At 62.1% G+C, this 16,261-nt stretch carries 17 protein-coding genes and 1 tRNA gene; 5 read left to right on the forward strand and 13 right to left on the reverse strand.

Features of this window, described 5'->3' with window-relative positions:
• Window positions 1-188: 188 nt before the first annotated feature.
• From CWO89_RS27145 to lipA, 3 genes are all read right to left on the reverse strand, one after another.
• Entirely contained in the window at window positions 189-656 is a 468-nt protein-coding gene (locus CWO89_RS27145) for a type II toxin-antitoxin system RatA family toxin (protein WP_130581685.1), read from the reverse strand.
• A complete protein-coding gene (locus CWO89_RS27150) occupies window positions 656-1,108 on the reverse strand; it encodes a P-loop NTPase family protein (RefSeq protein WP_245476607.1) in 453 nt (150 codons plus the stop codon). The genes CWO89_RS27145 and CWO89_RS27150 overlap by 1 nt, the downstream gene beginning before the upstream one ends.
• Before the next feature lie 100 nt (window positions 1,109-1,208).
• Entirely contained in the window at window positions 1,209-2,168 is a 960-nt protein-coding gene (gene lipA, locus CWO89_RS27155; RefSeq protein WP_130581687.1) for a lipoyl synthase, read from the reverse strand.
• A 132-nt stretch (window positions 2,169-2,300) separates the two neighbouring features.
• Here lipA and CWO89_RS27160 point away from each other — a divergent pair, with 132 nt between their 5' ends.
• Both CWO89_RS27160 and CWO89_RS27165 read left to right on the forward strand, forming a co-directional pair.
• Complete coding sequence (locus CWO89_RS27160) at window positions 2,301-2,912, forward strand: DNA-3-methyladenine glycosylase (RefSeq protein ID WP_130581688.1); 612 nt, start codon at window positions 2,301-2,303, stop codon at window positions 2,910-2,912.
• Between the two features lie 246 nt (window positions 2,913-3,158).
• Window positions 3,159-5,408 (forward strand): glycoside hydrolase family 113, encoded by a 2,250-nt coding sequence (locus CWO89_RS27165; protein WP_130581689.1) that lies wholly within the window; start codon window positions 3,159-3,161, stop codon window positions 5,406-5,408.
• A 122-nt stretch (window positions 5,409-5,530) separates the two neighbouring features.
• Here CWO89_RS27165 and CWO89_RS27170 read toward each other — a convergent pair whose 3' ends face one another.
• From CWO89_RS27170 to CWO89_RS27215, 10 genes are all read right to left on the reverse strand, one after another.
• Complete coding sequence (locus tag CWO89_RS27170) at window positions 5,531-8,407, reverse strand: valine--tRNA ligase (protein WP_130581690.1); 2,877 nt, start codon at window positions 8,405-8,407, stop codon at window positions 5,531-5,533.
• A gap of 133 nt (window positions 8,408-8,540) precedes the next feature.
• A complete protein-coding gene (locus CWO89_RS27175; RefSeq protein ID WP_165421364.1) occupies window positions 8,541-9,302 on the reverse strand; it encodes a PopZ family protein in 762 nt (253 codons plus the stop codon).
• A 396-nt stretch (window positions 9,303-9,698) separates the two neighbouring features.
• Window positions 9,699-11,078 (reverse strand): TolC family outer membrane protein, encoded by a 1,380-nt coding sequence (locus CWO89_RS27180; protein ID WP_130581692.1) that lies wholly within the window; start codon window positions 11,076-11,078, stop codon window positions 9,699-9,701.
• A 322-nt stretch (window positions 11,079-11,400) separates the two neighbouring features.
• Entirely contained in the window at window positions 11,401-12,066 is a 666-nt protein-coding gene (locus CWO89_RS27185; protein WP_130581693.1) for a protein-L-isoaspartate O-methyltransferase family protein, read from the reverse strand.
• Window positions 12,067-12,201: 135 nt separating this feature from the next.
• Entirely contained in the window at window positions 12,202-12,381 is a 180-nt protein-coding gene (locus tag CWO89_RS27190; protein WP_130581694.1) for a hypothetical protein, read from the reverse strand.
• Window positions 12,382-12,609: 228 nt separating this feature from the next.
• Window positions 12,610-12,684, reverse strand: a tRNA-Asn gene (locus CWO89_RS27195).
• Window positions 12,685-12,871: 187 nt separating this feature from the next.
• Entirely contained in the window at window positions 12,872-13,075 is a 204-nt protein-coding gene (locus CWO89_RS27200) for a YybH family protein (protein ID WP_165421365.1), read from the reverse strand.
• A 7-nt stretch (window positions 13,076-13,082) separates the two neighbouring features.
• Window positions 13,083-13,310: a Cif family virulence factor gene (locus CWO89_RS27205; protein WP_130581696.1), complete on the reverse strand. Its 228-nt coding sequence runs from the start codon at window positions 13,308-13,310 to the stop codon at window positions 13,083-13,085.
• Window positions 13,311-13,322: 12 nt separating this feature from the next.
• Window positions 13,323-13,799, reverse strand: coding sequence for an SRPBCC family protein (locus tag CWO89_RS27210; RefSeq protein WP_165421366.1), 477 nt, complete (start codon window positions 13,797-13,799; stop codon window positions 13,323-13,325).
• Entirely contained in the window at window positions 13,799-14,131 is a 333-nt protein-coding gene (locus CWO89_RS27215; RefSeq protein ID WP_130581698.1) for an ArsR/SmtB family transcription factor, read from the reverse strand. Before CWO89_RS27215 ends, CWO89_RS27210 begins: the two co-directional genes overlap by 1 nt.
• A gap of 285 nt (window positions 14,132-14,416) precedes the next feature.
• On the opposite strand from CWO89_RS27215, the gene CWO89_RS27220 reads away from it, so the two are divergent.
• The 3 genes from CWO89_RS27220 to CWO89_RS27230 all read left to right on the forward strand — a co-directional run bounded on the left by CWO89_RS27220 (window position 14,417) and on the right by CWO89_RS27230 (window position 15,921).
• Entirely contained in the window at window positions 14,417-14,758 is a 342-nt protein-coding gene (locus CWO89_RS27220) for a phytanoyl-CoA dioxygenase family protein (RefSeq protein ID WP_130581699.1), read from the forward strand.
• 124 nt (window positions 14,759-14,882) lie between these two features.
• A complete protein-coding gene (locus tag CWO89_RS27225) occupies window positions 14,883-15,050 on the forward strand; it encodes a hypothetical protein (protein WP_207234582.1) in 168 nt (55 codons plus the stop codon).
• Window positions 15,040-15,921: an NAD(P)/FAD-dependent oxidoreductase gene (locus CWO89_RS27230; protein WP_130581700.1), complete on the forward strand. Its 882-nt coding sequence runs from the start codon at window positions 15,040-15,042 to the stop codon at window positions 15,919-15,921. The genes CWO89_RS27225 and CWO89_RS27230 overlap by 11 nt, the downstream gene beginning before the upstream one ends.
• Window positions 15,922-16,261 lie beyond the last annotated feature (340 nt).

A 16,261-nucleotide genomic window follows, 5' to 3' on the forward strand; every position in this document is an offset into this window, starting at 1 on the left:
TCCCCGCGCCGCAGCGCCGTCAAGCGCCGCCGTCCGCCACGGGCCTAAGCGCTTTCGCTCCGTCATTGCGAGCCACCGGGTCGGCGCGCAGCGCCGCCCGATGACAGGCTCCGCGAAGCAACCCACCTCTCCCACGCGGGCAGAATGGATTGCTTCGTCGCTTCGCTCCTCGCAATGACGGGGATAGCTTACGATGCGGTAGCCGGCTTGCCGTAGATCACATCGGCGCGTTTTTCGAATGCGGCGGCGAAGCGTTGGAATGCGGCATCGAACATCGATCCCATCAGCATCGCCAGCATCCGGCTTCTGAACTCATATGAGATGAAGAAGCCGACATCGCACTCGGTCTCGGATTTCGGCTCGAAGGTCCAGCGGTTCTCGAGATTGCTGAACGGGCCGCGCAGATATTCGACCATGATCTTCAGGTTCGGCCGATCCAGCGTGACGCGACTGGTGAAGTTCTCGCGCACCAGCTTGAACGACACGGTCATGTCGGCGACCAGGACCTCCGTGCCGTCCTCCTTCGGAGTGCGCTGCCGGATCTTCAGCGCATGGCACAGCGGCACGAATTCCGGATAGCGCTCGACATCGGCGACCAGATCGAACATCTGCGACGCGGAGTGACGGACCCGCCGCGTGCTGGAAAACCTCGGCATCAGTGGATACTCGTCGCATGGAGCATCGGCGCGAGCTCCTTCAAATACTGGCTCGCCCGTGTCCGATCCCTGAAGCGGACAAGTGACTGGTCGGGTCGCAGGCCCTCGAAAAACTTGAGAAGCTTCGGTCGCTGCTTCTGTCGATACGTCCAGACGTATCGAAAGAATTCGAGATCGATTCGTTCCGGGCACCCCTCGGCCATTTCCGGTCGAACCTGGCCAAAGCTTCCGGCTATCCGCCTCGCGATGCCAAGCATGCAGGTCCGACGCGGAAGATCAAACCAGATGACGCTATCGCAGACCTGGCGGCGCAGCTCGCCGGCCCCATTTGAAATGTAGTTTCCGTCCATGACCCATTGCGGTCGAAGCGCCACCTCAGTCACGCGTTCGTGGAACTCCGCGTTCTCGGACGCGACCCAGCCTGGTTTCCAGTAGATCGCGTCGAGCGACACGAACGGGATTCCCGTAGTGTCTGAAAGACGTTGCGCAAAGGTCGATTTGCCGGACCCCGAGGATCCCATCACAAGAATGCGTCGCATCGGCGATCCGGCGTTAGCGCGACCGCGCCACGCGCGCCGCTTGCAGTTTGGCGAAATCGTCGCCCGCATGATGGGACGAACGCGTCAACGGACTCGCCGACACCATCAGGAAGCCCTTGGTATAGGCAACCTTCTCGTAGCCCGCGAACTCGTCCGGCGTGACGTAGCGCATCACGGCGTGATGCTTCCGCGTCGGTTGCAGATATTGGCCGATCGTGAGGAAATCGACATCCGCCGAGCGCAGGTCGTCCATCACCTGCAGCACCTCGTGCCGCTCCTCACCCAGGCCCACCATGATGCCGGACTTGGTGAAAATCGTCGGATCGATCTCCTTCACCCGCTGCAGCAACCGGATCGAGTGGAAATAGCGCGCGCCGGGCCGCACCGACAGATAGCGCGAGGGCACGGTTTCGAGATTGTGGTTGAAGACGTCGGGCTTTGCCGCCGCCACGACTTCAAGCGCGCCTTCCTTGCGCAGGAAGTCGGGGGTGAGGAGCTCGATCGTGGTCTTCGGGCAGCGCGCGCGGATGGCGCGGACGGTCTGGGCAAAATGCTCAGCGCCGCCGTCGGCAAGATCGTCGCGGTCGACCGAGGTGATGACGACATGCGAGAGCCCGAGCTTGAAGGTCGCCTCCGCCACGTGCTCCGGCTCGCCGGCGTCAAGCGCGCCGGGCATGCCCGTCTTGACGTTGCAGAACGCACACGCCCGGGTGCAGGTGTCCCCCATGATCATGAAGGTGGCGTGCTTCTTGTCCCAGCACTCGCCGATATTCGGGCAGCCGGCCTCCTCGCAGACCGTGACGAGGCCATTCTCCTTCACGATGTTGCGGGTATCGGCATAGCCGCGCGTGTTCGGCGCACGCACCCGGATCCAGTCCGGCTTAGGCGGCGACAGCGCGTCGGGCCGGTTCACCTTTTCGGGGTGGCGCGGGCGCAGCGGACTGGCTGAAATGGTGTCGATCAGGGTGACCATGGGAAATCTGCGGATCTTCGAGACTGTTAGCTAATCCGTATTGCCCGAACCCGCAACCCGGCTCGCGCATGCTAACAGAACGTGCAACATATGGGCAGCAGTCCCCCGCGTTTCCCTCTGATTCCCACCAAAATGGTTCAAAATCCCAGACTGCCGGGCGAAGCACCCATCCGCCTTGGCAAGGCGCTCAAACGCTCATTCTTTGGCCGCAGCGTGCACGAGGTCGCGCCCGACCTGATCGGCGCGACCTTGCTCTTCAATGGCGTCGGCGGCCTCATCGTGGAGGTGGAGGCCTATCACCACACCGATCCGGCCGCCCATTCCTATCGTGGGCCGACGCCGCGCAACCAGGTGATGTTCGGCCCGCCGGGCTTTGCCTATGTCTATCGCTCCTACGGCATCCACTGGTGCGTGAATTTCGTCTGCGAAGAAGCAGGCTCGGCGAGCGCCCTGCTGATCCGCGCGCTGGAGCCCACGCATGGGATCGCGACGATGCGGCGGCGACGTCATCTCAAGGAAGCGCACGCACTATGTTCCGGTCCGGGAAAGCTGACCGAAGCACTCGGCATAACGATTGAGCACGACGCCCTGCCGCTCGATCAGGCACCGTTCTCGCTGCACGCGCGCGTCGGCAGTGTCGATATTGTCGCAGGCGTGCGAATCGGAATCACAAAAGCAATCGATCTGCCTTGGCGTTATGGCATGAAGGGCTCGAAATTCCTGAGCAAGCCATTTCCAGTTTGAGTTGAAGTTGAAGCGCCATCGTAACGAGGCGCGCATCAACAATCGCAACATCGACGCAATCCTGTCACGACACGCCCACGTTGCGCGTGCAGACTGAGCGCGCGTTGCTTCGCTGCACGCGTGTGAGTTGCTTATGAATTGTGCTCTGCTGAAATGACGGAACACAACGCAGGTGAACAAGTCCTGCGCAAAATGCTGGCCACCGAAACAGCGAAATAGAAAACATAGAAACTAAGGAGCTGGCCGATGGCGGGCGTTTTTACTGTCGAAGGATTCGGATTCCCGTCCAACTACAATGGTGCATTCGTCACCAGCGCGGCGCGCGATGCCATGCAGGCAATCGCGGACACCAATGCAAATTCGATCGAGCTTGCGCCTCGGCTCTTTACGAACACGAGGCATTCGGACGATGTGTTCGCCGATCCCGGCAAGACCGAGAGCGACGCCAACATCCTTAAAGCCATCGCGGATGCGAAGGCGCTCGGCCTTTCGGTTTCGCTGAAACCCATGGTCTCCGCTCTCGATGGCTCGCTTGCACATGTGCTGACACCGGACGATCCCGCCGCCTTCTTCGCGTCCTACAAGACCGAAATCGTTCACATGGCGGAACTCGCCCAGCAAGCCGGCGTCAGCATGTTCGTGATCGGCAATGAGCTCGGCAAGCTCTCCGGTCCCGAATATCGCGACGACTGGGTGGACATCATCAATTCCGTGCGCGCCGTGTATCACGGCGAAATCACCTACGCCGCCGCCACCGATGAAGCCATCAATGTCAGCTTCTGGGACAAGGTCGATGTCATCGGCGTCAACGCCTATCCGCCGCTGACGACCGAGCGCGATCCAACCGTCCAGGAAATGGTCAACGCGTGGAACACCATGTCCACCGATGATTATTGGGCCAAGGTGATGGATCACAAATCGCCGGTCGATTTCTTCCACTCCCTCGCCCTTCAATACGGCAAGCAGGTGGTCTTCACCGAAACAGGCTATCGCAGCGTCGACGGCACCAATATCAGCCCGGGCAACCCAGGGAGCTCAACGCAGGACGTCCAGGAGCAATATGACGCGTTCAACGCCTTCTTTCAGGTGTGGGGATCGGAAGGCGGAAGCTGGTTCAGGGGCGCTTCGATCTGGAACTGGGATGCGGACAACAAATATTCACCACTCGGCTACTCACCGGAAGGGAAGCCGGCTCAGGGGCTGATCACAGAATGGTACGGCGGCGAGCGTCAGCCCCCCGGCCAGACCCTGACGGGCTCTCCGGCCGCCGATCTGATGGATACCGGCGGCGGCAATGACGTGCTGTCGGGCGGGGTCGGCAACGATACGATCAAGGCCGGCGCGGGCGACGACACCATCACCGGCGGTCCCGACACGATTCCGAAATTGACGCAAACCACCGTCACCGTGACCGGCTATGGCTCCGTCGTCGACGGCATCGGCGCGCAGATGCAGCTTCTGGTCAATGGCCAGCAGGTCGGCAACACCGTCGAGTTCCACAATGCGACCAACGCATCGGGCTTCCAGACCTTCACCTTCACATTCGCCAACCCCGCGACGATCTCAAGTCTCGATCTCGCCTTCATCAACGACATCGCCGGCGCCAGTGGCGACCGCAACCTCTACATCAAGGACATCACGGTCAATGGCGATCATCTGTCGGTTGCCGATGCGGTCAATCCGAGCTCGCCGGGAACCTGGAATCTCTATCAGAACAAGGCGATCCATTATGACATGAGCGGCCACCAGGACCTGTTCTTTGGCGCGTCGACCGACAACGACATCATCGACGGCGGTCCTGGGAAGGATGTGATCAACGGTGGCGCCGGTGCCGACGTGATCCATGGCGGCGCAGGCGACGACACGATCAATGGCGGTCCTGGCATTGCCACCGCAACTGATCAACTCTATGGCGACGATGGCAACGACATCATCAAAGCGGGCAACGGCGATACCGGCGCCCTGCTCGACGGCGGCGCCGGCAACGACCAGCTCTATGGCGGATGGGCCGCCAACGTCATCAAGGGTGGCGACGGTAATGACTATCTTTCAGGCGGCGGCGGTAACGACACCCTCTATGGCGGCGCCGGCAATGACTCGATGAAAGGCGGTCCGGCCGCGACCCAAATGTTCGGCGATGACGGCAACGACACGCTGATGGGCGGAACCGGCAACGAGCTCCTGTACGGCGGCAGCGGCGACGACAGGCTCAATGGCGACGGCGGTAACGACACTTTGTCAGGCGGCGCAGGCAATGACATTTTCATGTTCAGCCCCGGCTTCGGCAAGGACGTCATTGTCGACTTCCAGAACACCGATGGCGCGCAGGATCTGATTCAGTTCAACCGCACGGTGTTTGCCGATTTCAACGCCGTGCAATCGCACATGGCGCAGAGCGGAACGAGCGTCGTCATCACCTTCGACGACAACAATTCGGTCGAGATCAGGAACACGACGCTCGATCAGCTCCACGCGAGCGACTTCACGTTTGTCTAGGCGCGGGTTTCGAAACGGATCGTAGGGTGGGCAAAGCGCAGCGTGCCCACCCTGACTTGCACCGAAGACTTGCACCGAACGTGCATGGTGGGCACGCTGCGCTTTGCCCACCCTACCTCTTCTCAAGAAGCCTTCTTCAGCCGCTCGAGCGCCTCGAGGATCTTTGCCTTCCGCTCCAGCGCCGCCTCGCGCTTTTCCTTTTCTTCCTCGACGATCTCTTCCGGCGCGTTGGCGACGAACTTCTCGTTGGAAAGCTTGGCGTCGACGCGCTTGATGTCGGCGTCGGCTTTCGCGATTTCCTTCTCGAGCCGCGCGCGCTCGGCGGCAAGATCGATCACGCCCTTCAGCGGCAGCGCCGCGACCTCGCCGCGCACCAATAGCTGCACAGCACCTTCCGGGGCGGCATCGGCAAAGGAGATGTCGGCCAGCCGCGCCAGCCGTTTGGCGACATCGTTCCAGCGCTGCCCCCGCGCCTTCGTCTCATCGGAAACGTCTACAAGCACCAGCGGCGTCAACGTGGACGGTGGGATGTTCATCTCCGCGCGCACCGAGCGGATCGCACTGACGAGATCAACCACCCAGCCGATCTCGGCCTCGGCTTCGGGGTCGCTGAACTCCTCCTCGGTGTCATCCTCGAACGTGCCGATCACGGGCGGAATGAGCGCGTCGGTCGGCCCTGCCAGCGAAAGCGTGGCGATCTGCTCAGGCGTTAGCGCGCGCGCCTTTCGCGGCCATGGCGCCAGCACCAGAAGACCGTCGCGCTTCGCTGTGACGTCCCAGAGTTCCTCGGTGATGAACGGCATGAACGGGTGCAGCAGCTTCAGGATCTCGTCGCGCACCCATGCGATCATGGCGCGGGTCTCGGTCTTCGCAGGCCCGTCCTCGCCCATCAACAGCGGTTTGGTCAGCTCGACATACCAGTCGCAGAACACGTTCCAGACGAAGCGATAGACCGCGCCTGCCGCATCATTGAAACGGTACGCCTCGATCGCTTCAGTCACCTCGCGGGCCGCAAGCGTCGTCTCATGCATGATCCAGCGATTCAGCGTCTGCTTCACGCTGGTCGGATCAAACCCGGCCGTCAGGGCGGCGCCGTTCATCTCGGCAAAACGACAGGCGTTCCAGAGCTTGGTGGCGAAGCTGCGATAGCCATCGACGCGCTGCGTCGACAGCTTGATGTCGCGTCCCTGCGCCGCCATCGCCGCCAGCGTGAAGCGCAGCGCATCTGCGCCGTATTCGTCGACGAGATGCAGGGGATCGATGACGTTGCCTTTCGACTTCGACATCTTGGCGCCCTTCTCGTCGCGGACAAGGGCGTGCATGTAGATGGTCGAGAACGGCACCTCTTTCGTGAAGTGAAGGCCCATCATCATCATCCGCGCCACCCAGAAGAAGATGATGTCGAAACCGGTGACCAGCGTGTCGGTCGGATAGTAGCGCTGCAGCTCCGGCGTCTCGTCCGGCCAGCCAAGCGTCGAGAACGGCCACAGCGCGGACGAGAACCAGGTGTCGAGCACGTCTTCATCGCGGGTGATGAAGCCCTCGCGCTTGGCGGGGTCCTCCGCCATGTCGTGGCCCTGCTCCGGCGTGATCACTTCCTGCTCGACGTAATAGCCGAGCGCGTTGCCAACGGCCTCTTCCTCGGTCTCGGCGACGAAGACCTTGCCGTCGGGCCCGTACCACGCCGGGATCTGATGGCCCCACCAGAGCTGGCGCGAGATGCACCAGGGCTGGATGTTCTCCATCCATTCGAAATAGGTCTTTTCCCAGTTCTTCGGTACGAAGCTGGTTTCGCCCGCGCGCACGGCCGCGATCGCCGGTTGCGCCAGCGTCTTGGCGTCGACATACCATTGGTCGGTGAGGAACGGCTCGATGACCACGCCGGAACGGTCGCCATGCGGCACCATATGCGTGTTCGGCTCGATCTTCTCGAGAAAGCCGAAATCCTCCAGCCGCGCCACGATCTGTTTTCGCGCGGCAAAGCGCTCGACGCCGTGGAACTCTTCAGCGAACTGCAGCGCACCCTCAGGCAGGCCGCGCAGATAGTCCTCGTTGCCGACAAGCGAGAGCTTGCCCTCCTGGTCGAGCACGCTGATCTGCGGCAGCCCATGGCGCTTGCCGATCTCGAAGTCGTTGAAGTCGTGCGCCGGCGTGACCTTTACTGCGCCGGAGCCCTTCTCTGGATCGGAGTAATCGTCAGCCACGATCGGAATCCTGCGGCCGACCAGCGGCAGGATCACGTGGCTGCCGACCAGCGCACTGTAGCGCTCGTCGTCCGGATGCACGGCCACCGCGGTATCGCCGAGCATGGTTTCGGGACGGGTCGTCGCGACCACGATGAAGCTTGCGGGATCGTCAGGGCTGAACGCCCTGCCCTCGATCGGATAGCGCAGGTACCAAAGGTGGCCCTTGACCTCGACCTGCTGCACCTCGAGATCGGAGATCGCGGTGAGCAGTTTCGGGTCCCAATTGACCAGCCGCTTGTCCTTGTAGATCAGCCCTTCGCGGTGGAGTTCGACGAACACCTTCACGACCGCGCGCGACAGGCCCTCGTCCATCGTGAAGCGCTCGCGCGACCAGTCGCAGGAGGCGCCCAGCCGCTTGAGCTGGTTGATGATGGTACCGCCGCTCTCGGCCTTCCATTGCCAGACCCGCTCGAGGAATTTGGCGCGGCCCATCTCGCGACGGCTTGGCTCCTGCCGTTCCATCAACTGCCGCTCGACCACCATCTGGGTGGCGATGCCGGCATGGTCGGTGCCGGGCTGCCAGAGCACGTCGCGTCCGCGCATGCGCTCGAAGCGGCAGAGGATGTCCTGCAGCGTATTGTTCAGCGCATGTCCCATGTGCAGCGAGCCCGTCACGTTCGGCGGCGGGATCACGATGGTGAACGGCGCGGCGTCGCGCCGCTCGGGGCGGCCGGCCTTGAAGGCGCCGCTCTCCTCCCAGACGCGGGACATCCGGCTTTCGATATCGGCAGGCTGGTAGTTTTTCTCGATCATGGCACTACAAATGGGATGTTTGAGAGCGCTAAAAAGCCGTCCGAACGCGCCAAGTCAACCGGACCGACGCGTCCAAGCCGCCATAACACCCATTCGGGATGGCTGAATTGAGGGGGCTTCGCAGCCCGAGCGGCTAGCGCCCGCGCGAAACCCGCTCGATCTCGGCTTTCACGATCCGCTCGACCAGCCCCGGCAGGTTGTCGTCCAGCCAGGATTTCAGCATCGGCCGCAGCATTTCCTTGACCAAATCCTCCAGCGTCCGTGCATTGTTGCTGAGCACGGTATTGGCCAGCGAATTGAACGCGCTTTCGACCGCGTTCATGGTCGTGCGCGACAAGATTGGCTGCTGACCATAGGAGGAACTCTCGGTCGCCGGCTCATAGGCTGACTGCCGCGGTGGAGGCGGCGGCTTGGTGGCTTCCGTGAATTCGATGTCGTCCTGCGGTTCAACTTTCTGAAAGGTCGGTGGCGGCGGCTTGGGCGTCGGTGCTGGATCCGGCAGGGCCATTTCGTCAGTCAGTTCGAATACGTCGCCATCGGGTTGGGGCGGCCTGACTTCGGCCTCCTGCGTCGCCTCATCGAGGCTCGCCAGCATGGCGTCGATGTCGTCCTGGCTGTTGGTTTTGGCTGGTGGTGGCGCCGGCGCAGGTTTTGGCGCTGGTGGCGCCGGCTTCGCTGCTGCAGGAGTCGGCGGCGGCGGAATGTCCTTCACCACCGGCTTGGGGGCAGGCGCGGCGGCGACCGCCGGTTTCTCCGGCGCCGCAACACTTGCCGGCCTGTCGTTTGCGGGTTTATCCGCGGAAGCGGGCTTGGCCTCATCATCGGCAATGATGCGACGGATCGACGCCAGAATCTCCTCCATGGAGGGCTCTTGGACCTTTGCAGGTTGCGTCATTTCCGACTCCACATCGAAATTATCCTACACCAAACCGCACGAGATTCGGCGGTTCCGGATGAAGCGGCCGGAATTTTTCATCGCTCGAGTCCGGACTTGTCCCCAGATCAACGGTTACCGGTGCGTTGCACGCGGTGCGTTCGCCCTCACGGCAACCGATCCGCAGCGATGGACGCAAAAAGCCGTTGCGAATCGTTCTGTTGCCTATGGAAACGGTATGTCAGGGCAACAATCGATTGCAAGCAACGCGCTTCGAAGTTTTGCGGCGTCTTCATGACCACCACGCGACATATGGAGTCGGCGGCCGCGGGTGGGACAAACGAGGGCTCAGAAATGCATTGGGCCCGCTAGCCAAGCGGGCCCAATTGTCTGTTCAGAGCAATGTGGGAGCGACGATCAGCGGCCGTCGGGCGTTCGAACCCCAGCCCAGCTATCACGCACCTGCTGGTAGTGCACGCTCGCATCGTAGGTCGAGGTCGGCAGGTTGAGCACCTGGGGCTGCAGCCGGCCCACCGCCTGCAGCACGCTGTAGGAGGCGACCACACGGTCATGCTGCGCAATCACGAGAGCGTTGCGGGCGTTGACCAGGGCCTGCTGCTGGTTCAGCACGTCGAGCGTGGTGCGCTGCCCGGCCTTGGCTTCCTCGCGCACGCCGTTGAGCGCGATCTCGGATGCCGTCACCTGCGCCTGCGCGGAGGTTACTTGCGCCTTGCCGGCCAACAACTGGCCCCATGCCGTGACGACATTGGCGCGCGCCTGATCGCGCGTCTGTTCGAGCACAAGGCGCTGCTGGGCCAACGATTCCTTATTTTGGCGGATCAGCGAATATTCGGCGCCGCCCTGGTATATTGGCACCGCAATCTGCGCTATCGCCGACGCCTGGAACTGGCGCTGGATGACCAGCGTCTGATCGTAGGCCTGCTGCGCGCTCGCCTGCAGCGTCACGCTCGGAAACAGCGCGCCTTCGGCGATCTTGACGTTGAGGAAGTTGACGTCGACGCCAAACATCGCTGCGGTCACGTTCGGGTTCTGCGTCAGCGCGAGTTCGATGGCGGCATTGAGGGTCGGCGGCAGGAAACGGTCGACCGGTGAGCCCGGCGCGAGATTCGTCGGTTCGCTGCCGATGATGCGCCGGAAGTTCGATCGCGTCGTGGTCAGTTGGGATTCGGCCGTGAGCTGCTGCGTGCGTCCGGCGGCGAGCTGAGCCTCCGATTGCGCGACGTCGGTACGCGTCACCTCACCGACATTGAATCGGTCGCGGGTCTGCTTGAGCGTCTGCTCGAGCACCCGCGTGTTGCTGCGCTGGACCTCGACGATCGCCGCGTCGCGCAGGTAGTCCATGTAGATCTGCGCGGCGCTGAACAGCACGGTCTGTTCGATATTCCGCAGCGCTTCGCGTGAGCCGGAAACCTGGCTCTCCGCGGCCCGCGTTCGGTTGCCGGTCTGAAATCCATTGAACAGGGTCTGCGAAATCGTGGCGCCGACGGCGCGCGGGGCCTGCGCTCCATGCGCAGCCACTCCACCCGAGACGGCATCAGTGTACTGATAACCGCCGCTCGCCGTGATCGACACCCTCGGCCGGTAGCCCGACAAAGCCTGCGGCACGTTTTCGTCGGTGGAGCGCACGAAGGCGCGCTGCGCATTGAGCTGCGGATTGGTCTGATAGGCACGAACCAATGCGGCCTCGATCGTGTCGGCCAGGGCCGGCGTCGGTCCCATGCACGCCAACAAAAGGACCGCTGCCGCGGCTCCGGTGACAACCTTCACCCCACGCATCCCCAATAATCCATCCATTGCTATTCACCACCCGGCTCGAGACCATGAACCGGGCGCTGCTTCGATCGAAGTGAGTCCCGCCTCACCTTATTCCGCAGCTAGGCTGGACGGAACTACCTCGCAACGGAACCCGGTGGAAACTCTTCACGTGGGGCAAACGGGCCACACTTCTGATTCAGAACGGGATTTTAACGCTTCGAATCGCCACCAAGCCGCCACGAACCGGACTTCTCCGTTCGAGCCGGCTAGGAATCCTTCCCTTGATGTGAATCCGTATTCGCCGAAACGCCTCGAAGTCTTCCTCCCTCCGGGGCGATCCATCTTAGAACACGAAAGCCGGCACGCGCTCCAGGCCCGGCAGGAGCGGCGCCACGGCATCGAATAGCGGCCGATGCCCGAAATCCCCGTGGGTATGTGTCACGATGGCGGCCCGCTGCGGCTGCGACAAGGCAAACACCCCGACCAGCCGCCCGCCCTCGCGGAGCTGCTCAAAGAGTTCCTGCGGCACGATCTCGGTGGCACCATTGAGGAAAATGACGTCGAACGGTGCGTCCGCGGCATCGCCCTTCGCCGCCGGCGCGGCATGGACGGTCACGTTGGCGGCACCAGCCCCCGCAAGCGCGGCCTTGGCCTGGTCGGCGAGCGTCGGCTCGCTTTCGGTGGCAAACACCTCCCCGGCGAGGTGTGCAACCACGGCAGCCGCGTAGCCGGTTGCGCAGCCGACGACCAGAACGCGGTCAGTCGAATTGATCTCAGCCGCCTGCAGCATCTTCGCCATCACGGCTGGCGTGATCAGGTAGCGCTTCGTCGCCCCGCCCTCGCTGACATCGAGGTCGAGATCGAGATAGGCCAGCGCGCGCTTGCTGTCGGGGACGAAAGCCTCGCGCGGCACGGCAAGCATCGCATCGAGAATACGCGCGTCGGTGACGTCACTGGTGCGCACCTGGCCATCGACCATTTTCTGGCGCGCGGTCGAGAAACCGGACATGGGCTGAAACCTGCAAGTCGTGCGGCGCGGCCGCGACGGGAGTGAGACCGCCCGTCTTTTGTAACAAGCAGGATCAAAACGCAACACGCCCGATGGGCCATACCGGCCGCACGAACTCTTGCAGGGGAACGGCGTCTATTCGATCGCGACGGCAAGCCGGCCGATCAGCCTCGCAGCCTCGTCAAGACGCGCGGAATCGTGCTCTTCGACGATCTGCGCGAGCCGCCGGAGGCATTCATCGTCGCTCATGGTGGGGATATCGCTCGGGACGATCGAGGGTGTTGTTTTCGGCACCTCGGTGTCGAAGACGGCCATGGAATCACCTCGCAAGGAACCCTGCTTAGCCAAGAATCGACGGTGAATGAGTCGATTTGGCGGCTGTCCGCACCAAACCCGCAAAGCGCCACGCGGATGTGATTGAGTCGCGCCCTTCAGGACGACTTGAATCGGGACGTCGGATGCGAATCCGCCTTGCCCGGGCCGCGCATACGCGAAACCAGGAGCTTAGGAGGTTCGGCTAACAGCTTGATTTAATTGAAATGTTGGCTCCCCGGGCTGGATTCGAACCAGCGACCATTCGATTAACAGTCGAATGCTCTACCGCTGAGCTACCGAGGAATAGGCGAAACCGGCGTTTCGCTTGCGGTCAGCCCTATAACAAAGCCTTCCCGGCTTGCAAAGGACCAAATGGGCTTCGCCGCACAGTCCACAAAGATAACAGCGCGAGCCATCGGGCCGCTCGTTGCGCGGTCTGTACAATTTCAGCGGCACATCGCATCGGCAGGGTTGCTCGGCAATCGCCATTTCAGGGCTTCAGGTCGAATCTGGCATGTCCGGTTTTTGGATCGGCGGGGACGGAAAGATGCTGGTGGATCATCTTCCATTGCCCGTCCTTCTTCTGAAACACTCTCGTGCTTCGCGCCCAATTCTCAACCACCGGCGCTGAAGCTGAACGGTAGCGCATGCGGTTGAGGCCCCACGCGATGGCAATGTCATCGCGCACGATCACCTGAAGATCAGGAATTGTCCCATTCGAAGTCGCCCTTGATCAGGTCGAAGCCCTGCTGGCAGACTTCGCGAATGGCATCGATACCGCGGTACTGAAGTGGCGCCACATGTTCATAGGAATGAATATCGGGATCGAGAGGACGCATGGCGCCATCGATGTCCAGCGCCGATGAAGTGCGCAGCCAGTCGGCGAAAAGAGCGCGGACTTTCTGCTCTTCTGCTGCATTCCTGCTCATATGCTTCTCCTTTCAGGCGGTGACGTTCGAGCTTGTCAGGCGGGCGCCGAGCTTGTCGAAGCATTCCTGCCAGCCCTCGGCATTGCCGTCGCGGCGCAGGCTGTTGTCGTAGCCAATCTGGCGGAACGTCATGTCAGTGCCACCGCGTGAAGCCTCGAAGGTGACGGTCATCAGCGTCTCCGGTCCTGTGTGAGCGCCATCGACCTGGGTCAGGGTCAGCACGAGCGACCTCCCCGGCACCATTTCGCGGAATTCACCGTGCTCGAAATAGACCTGCCCGGTCGAGGAGCGAAAATCGACCCGCCACTTTCCTCCCGGCCGTGCATCAATCTCGCAGCTAGTGACCTCGTAGCCGTCGGTCGCAAACCAATGCCGGATCTGTTCGGCTTCAATCCAGTTGCGATAGACGAGCTCGGGCGGGGCTGGAAACCAGCGTTGGATGGTGGCGCCCAGCGGCCTCTCCTCCAAGGTCACCTTGCCTCTGTCCATCATTCTCCTCCCGTTTGCTTTGCCAGATGGGTCTCGAGCTTGTCGAAGCGCTGCAGCCAGAGCTTGCGATAGTTGGCGAGCCAGGAATCGATCTCGATCAGCGGGCTGGCGACGATCCGCGACGGACGTCGCTGGGCATCGCGGCCCTTCGTCACCAGGCCCGCCGCCTCCAACACGGCGACATGCTTGGAGACAGCCCGGGGCGTCAGCGAGAATGGCTTGGCCAATTCGGCGACCGAGGCTTCGCCCTCCAACAGTCGCGCGAGAATTGCTCTGCGGGTCGGATCAGCCAGGGCACCAAACGTGGTGCTCAACGGGTCTTGGGGCGGCATATTTGGAACCAAATAGTTCTGGAACTGACTAGTTCCTATAGGAGTGTGTGCCTTTCGTCAAGGGCGCATCGGCGCACGTGTTCGAATCGCCGGAGCCGATCCGTCAGCTTTCGGCGGTTGGATGAATCTCGTAATGAAACTTCATCTGCGTAACGGAGCCCGCATATAAGGTTCGAGCGATTTTGCTGTAGACGGTTTCACAACCATCCCGGCGCCCTTTGAAGAACCTGACTTGCAAGCGATCGAAAAGCAGGTTCAGCGCCGGCTCGCGCAGCCGCCGAGCAGTTGGCGGCCGACCACCCTGCCCTGAGTGACCACGAAGGACAGATCACGCTCAATGTGCGCCGTGGCGATGCAGCGGCGGTGGACTACCGTCTCCTCCATGGAACGCATCCGAACCGCAGCCCTTCACGGCGCGACGCGCTGCTGTTTTCCTTCACGCCAAATTGGCGCTTTCTTCCCGAATCCATTCGCGCACATCTCGCAATGCATCCGGCCCTGCCAGACATTGCTGAATGGCCCACCATCGCCGAGTGGGGAGAAGGAATCTTCCCACGATACGACGCGCGCCGACGTCCCTGCAAATCAATAGAGTGGCGCCATCGGATTTTGGTGAAGGGGCTTTGACGTAGTTTCGAGGAGAATCGCTCCGGGCCTCAAGGCTCGCCTTGAAACTTGGCAGTTCATGTAATATACGAAGTTACATAATGCGAGACAGCCGCCTCTCCTCCGTGTTCATGCTCTTTTGCACATGGCCGAGCACGGCGAACCGCTGAACGCCGTTTTGGGCGAAGCTTTCGCCGAAGCAGAGGCGCTACTGCTCGATCGCTTCGGCGGCATCACCCTCGCCGATCTCAGTGCGGAATTCTCGCGACGTCATATGGCGCACCACAAGGAAAGGAACAGAAATGCTTCATGACGCGATCGTCATCGGTGGCAGCTACGCCGGCATGGCCGCGGCCCTTCAATTGTTGCGCGCCCGGCGCAAGGTGATCGTCGTTGACGCAGGCGCCCGGCGCAACAGGTTCGCCTCGGCATCCCACGGCTTTCTTGGTCAGGATGGAGTCGATCCAGCCGAGATCGCACGCACTGCGCGAGAACAGCTCATGGCCTATCCGACGCTCACATGGCTCGAGGGAACCGCTACCGACGCCAAGCGGCAAGGAGACGGCTTCGCGGTGACAACAGCCAACAGCGAGCTCTATCGTGGCAAGAGGCTTATCCTTGCCACCGGCGTCAGCGATGCACTCCCTCTTCTTGATGGGCTCGCCGAGCGCTGGGGCAGTAGCGTCTTTCACTGCCCCTATTGTCACGGATATGAACTGAATGAGGGACGGATCGGTGTGATCGCCACAAGCCCGGACGTGCTCCATCACGTAGTTCTGTTTACGGAATGGGGAGACGTGACGCTCCTGCTCAACGGCGCCTTCGAGCCGGACGCGGACGCCCGCGCCGAGCTTGCTGCGCGCGGCGTCACGATCGAGGCAGGTCCTATCGCAGGGATCGAAGGCCACGCAGACGTGAGGCTACAAGACGGACGCGTCCTGCCTTTCGCCGGCCTGTTCACCGCAACGCGCAATGTGCCCTCTACGCCATTGGCCGAGACGCTTGGCTGCGAATTGGAAACGACTCCGTTCGGCATCCAGATCCGAACCGACGAAAGCAAGCAAACGACGGTGCGCGGCGCCTTTGCCTGCGGAGACGTCGCGCGAGTACCGCATTCGGTATCGCTTGCGGTCGGCGATGGCGCAATGGCTGGGGTGCATGTGCACCGTTCACTGGTCTTTTGAGGGCCCATTGGGGGGGCGATCCGTGCGTTATCGGCCAATCCCAGTCCACCACGCAGACACGCATCGACAACCGCAGCAGCGGTCCTATCAAATGCTCAATGAGAGGGTGAAGCGAGATGCAAAGCTCGGGCGCAAAGCGCCCGCGAGAGCGCGCACTCGCATCCACTCCGCTGTTTGACAATTGAATCGGAACCTCTCCCTACGTCATTGCGAGCGGAGCGAAGCAATCCATCGCGCCGCTTGCGGAGACATGGATTGCTTCGCTGCGCTCGCAATGACGGTCCCCGTCGTCCCGGGCTTGCGCGGCGCGGCGAAGCCTTAGCGAAGCCGGGACCCGGGA

The organism is Bradyrhizobium sp. Leo170 (genome assembly GCF_004296405.1).
Classification (GTDB): Bacteria; Pseudomonadota; Alphaproteobacteria; order Rhizobiales; family Xanthobacteraceae; genus Bradyrhizobium.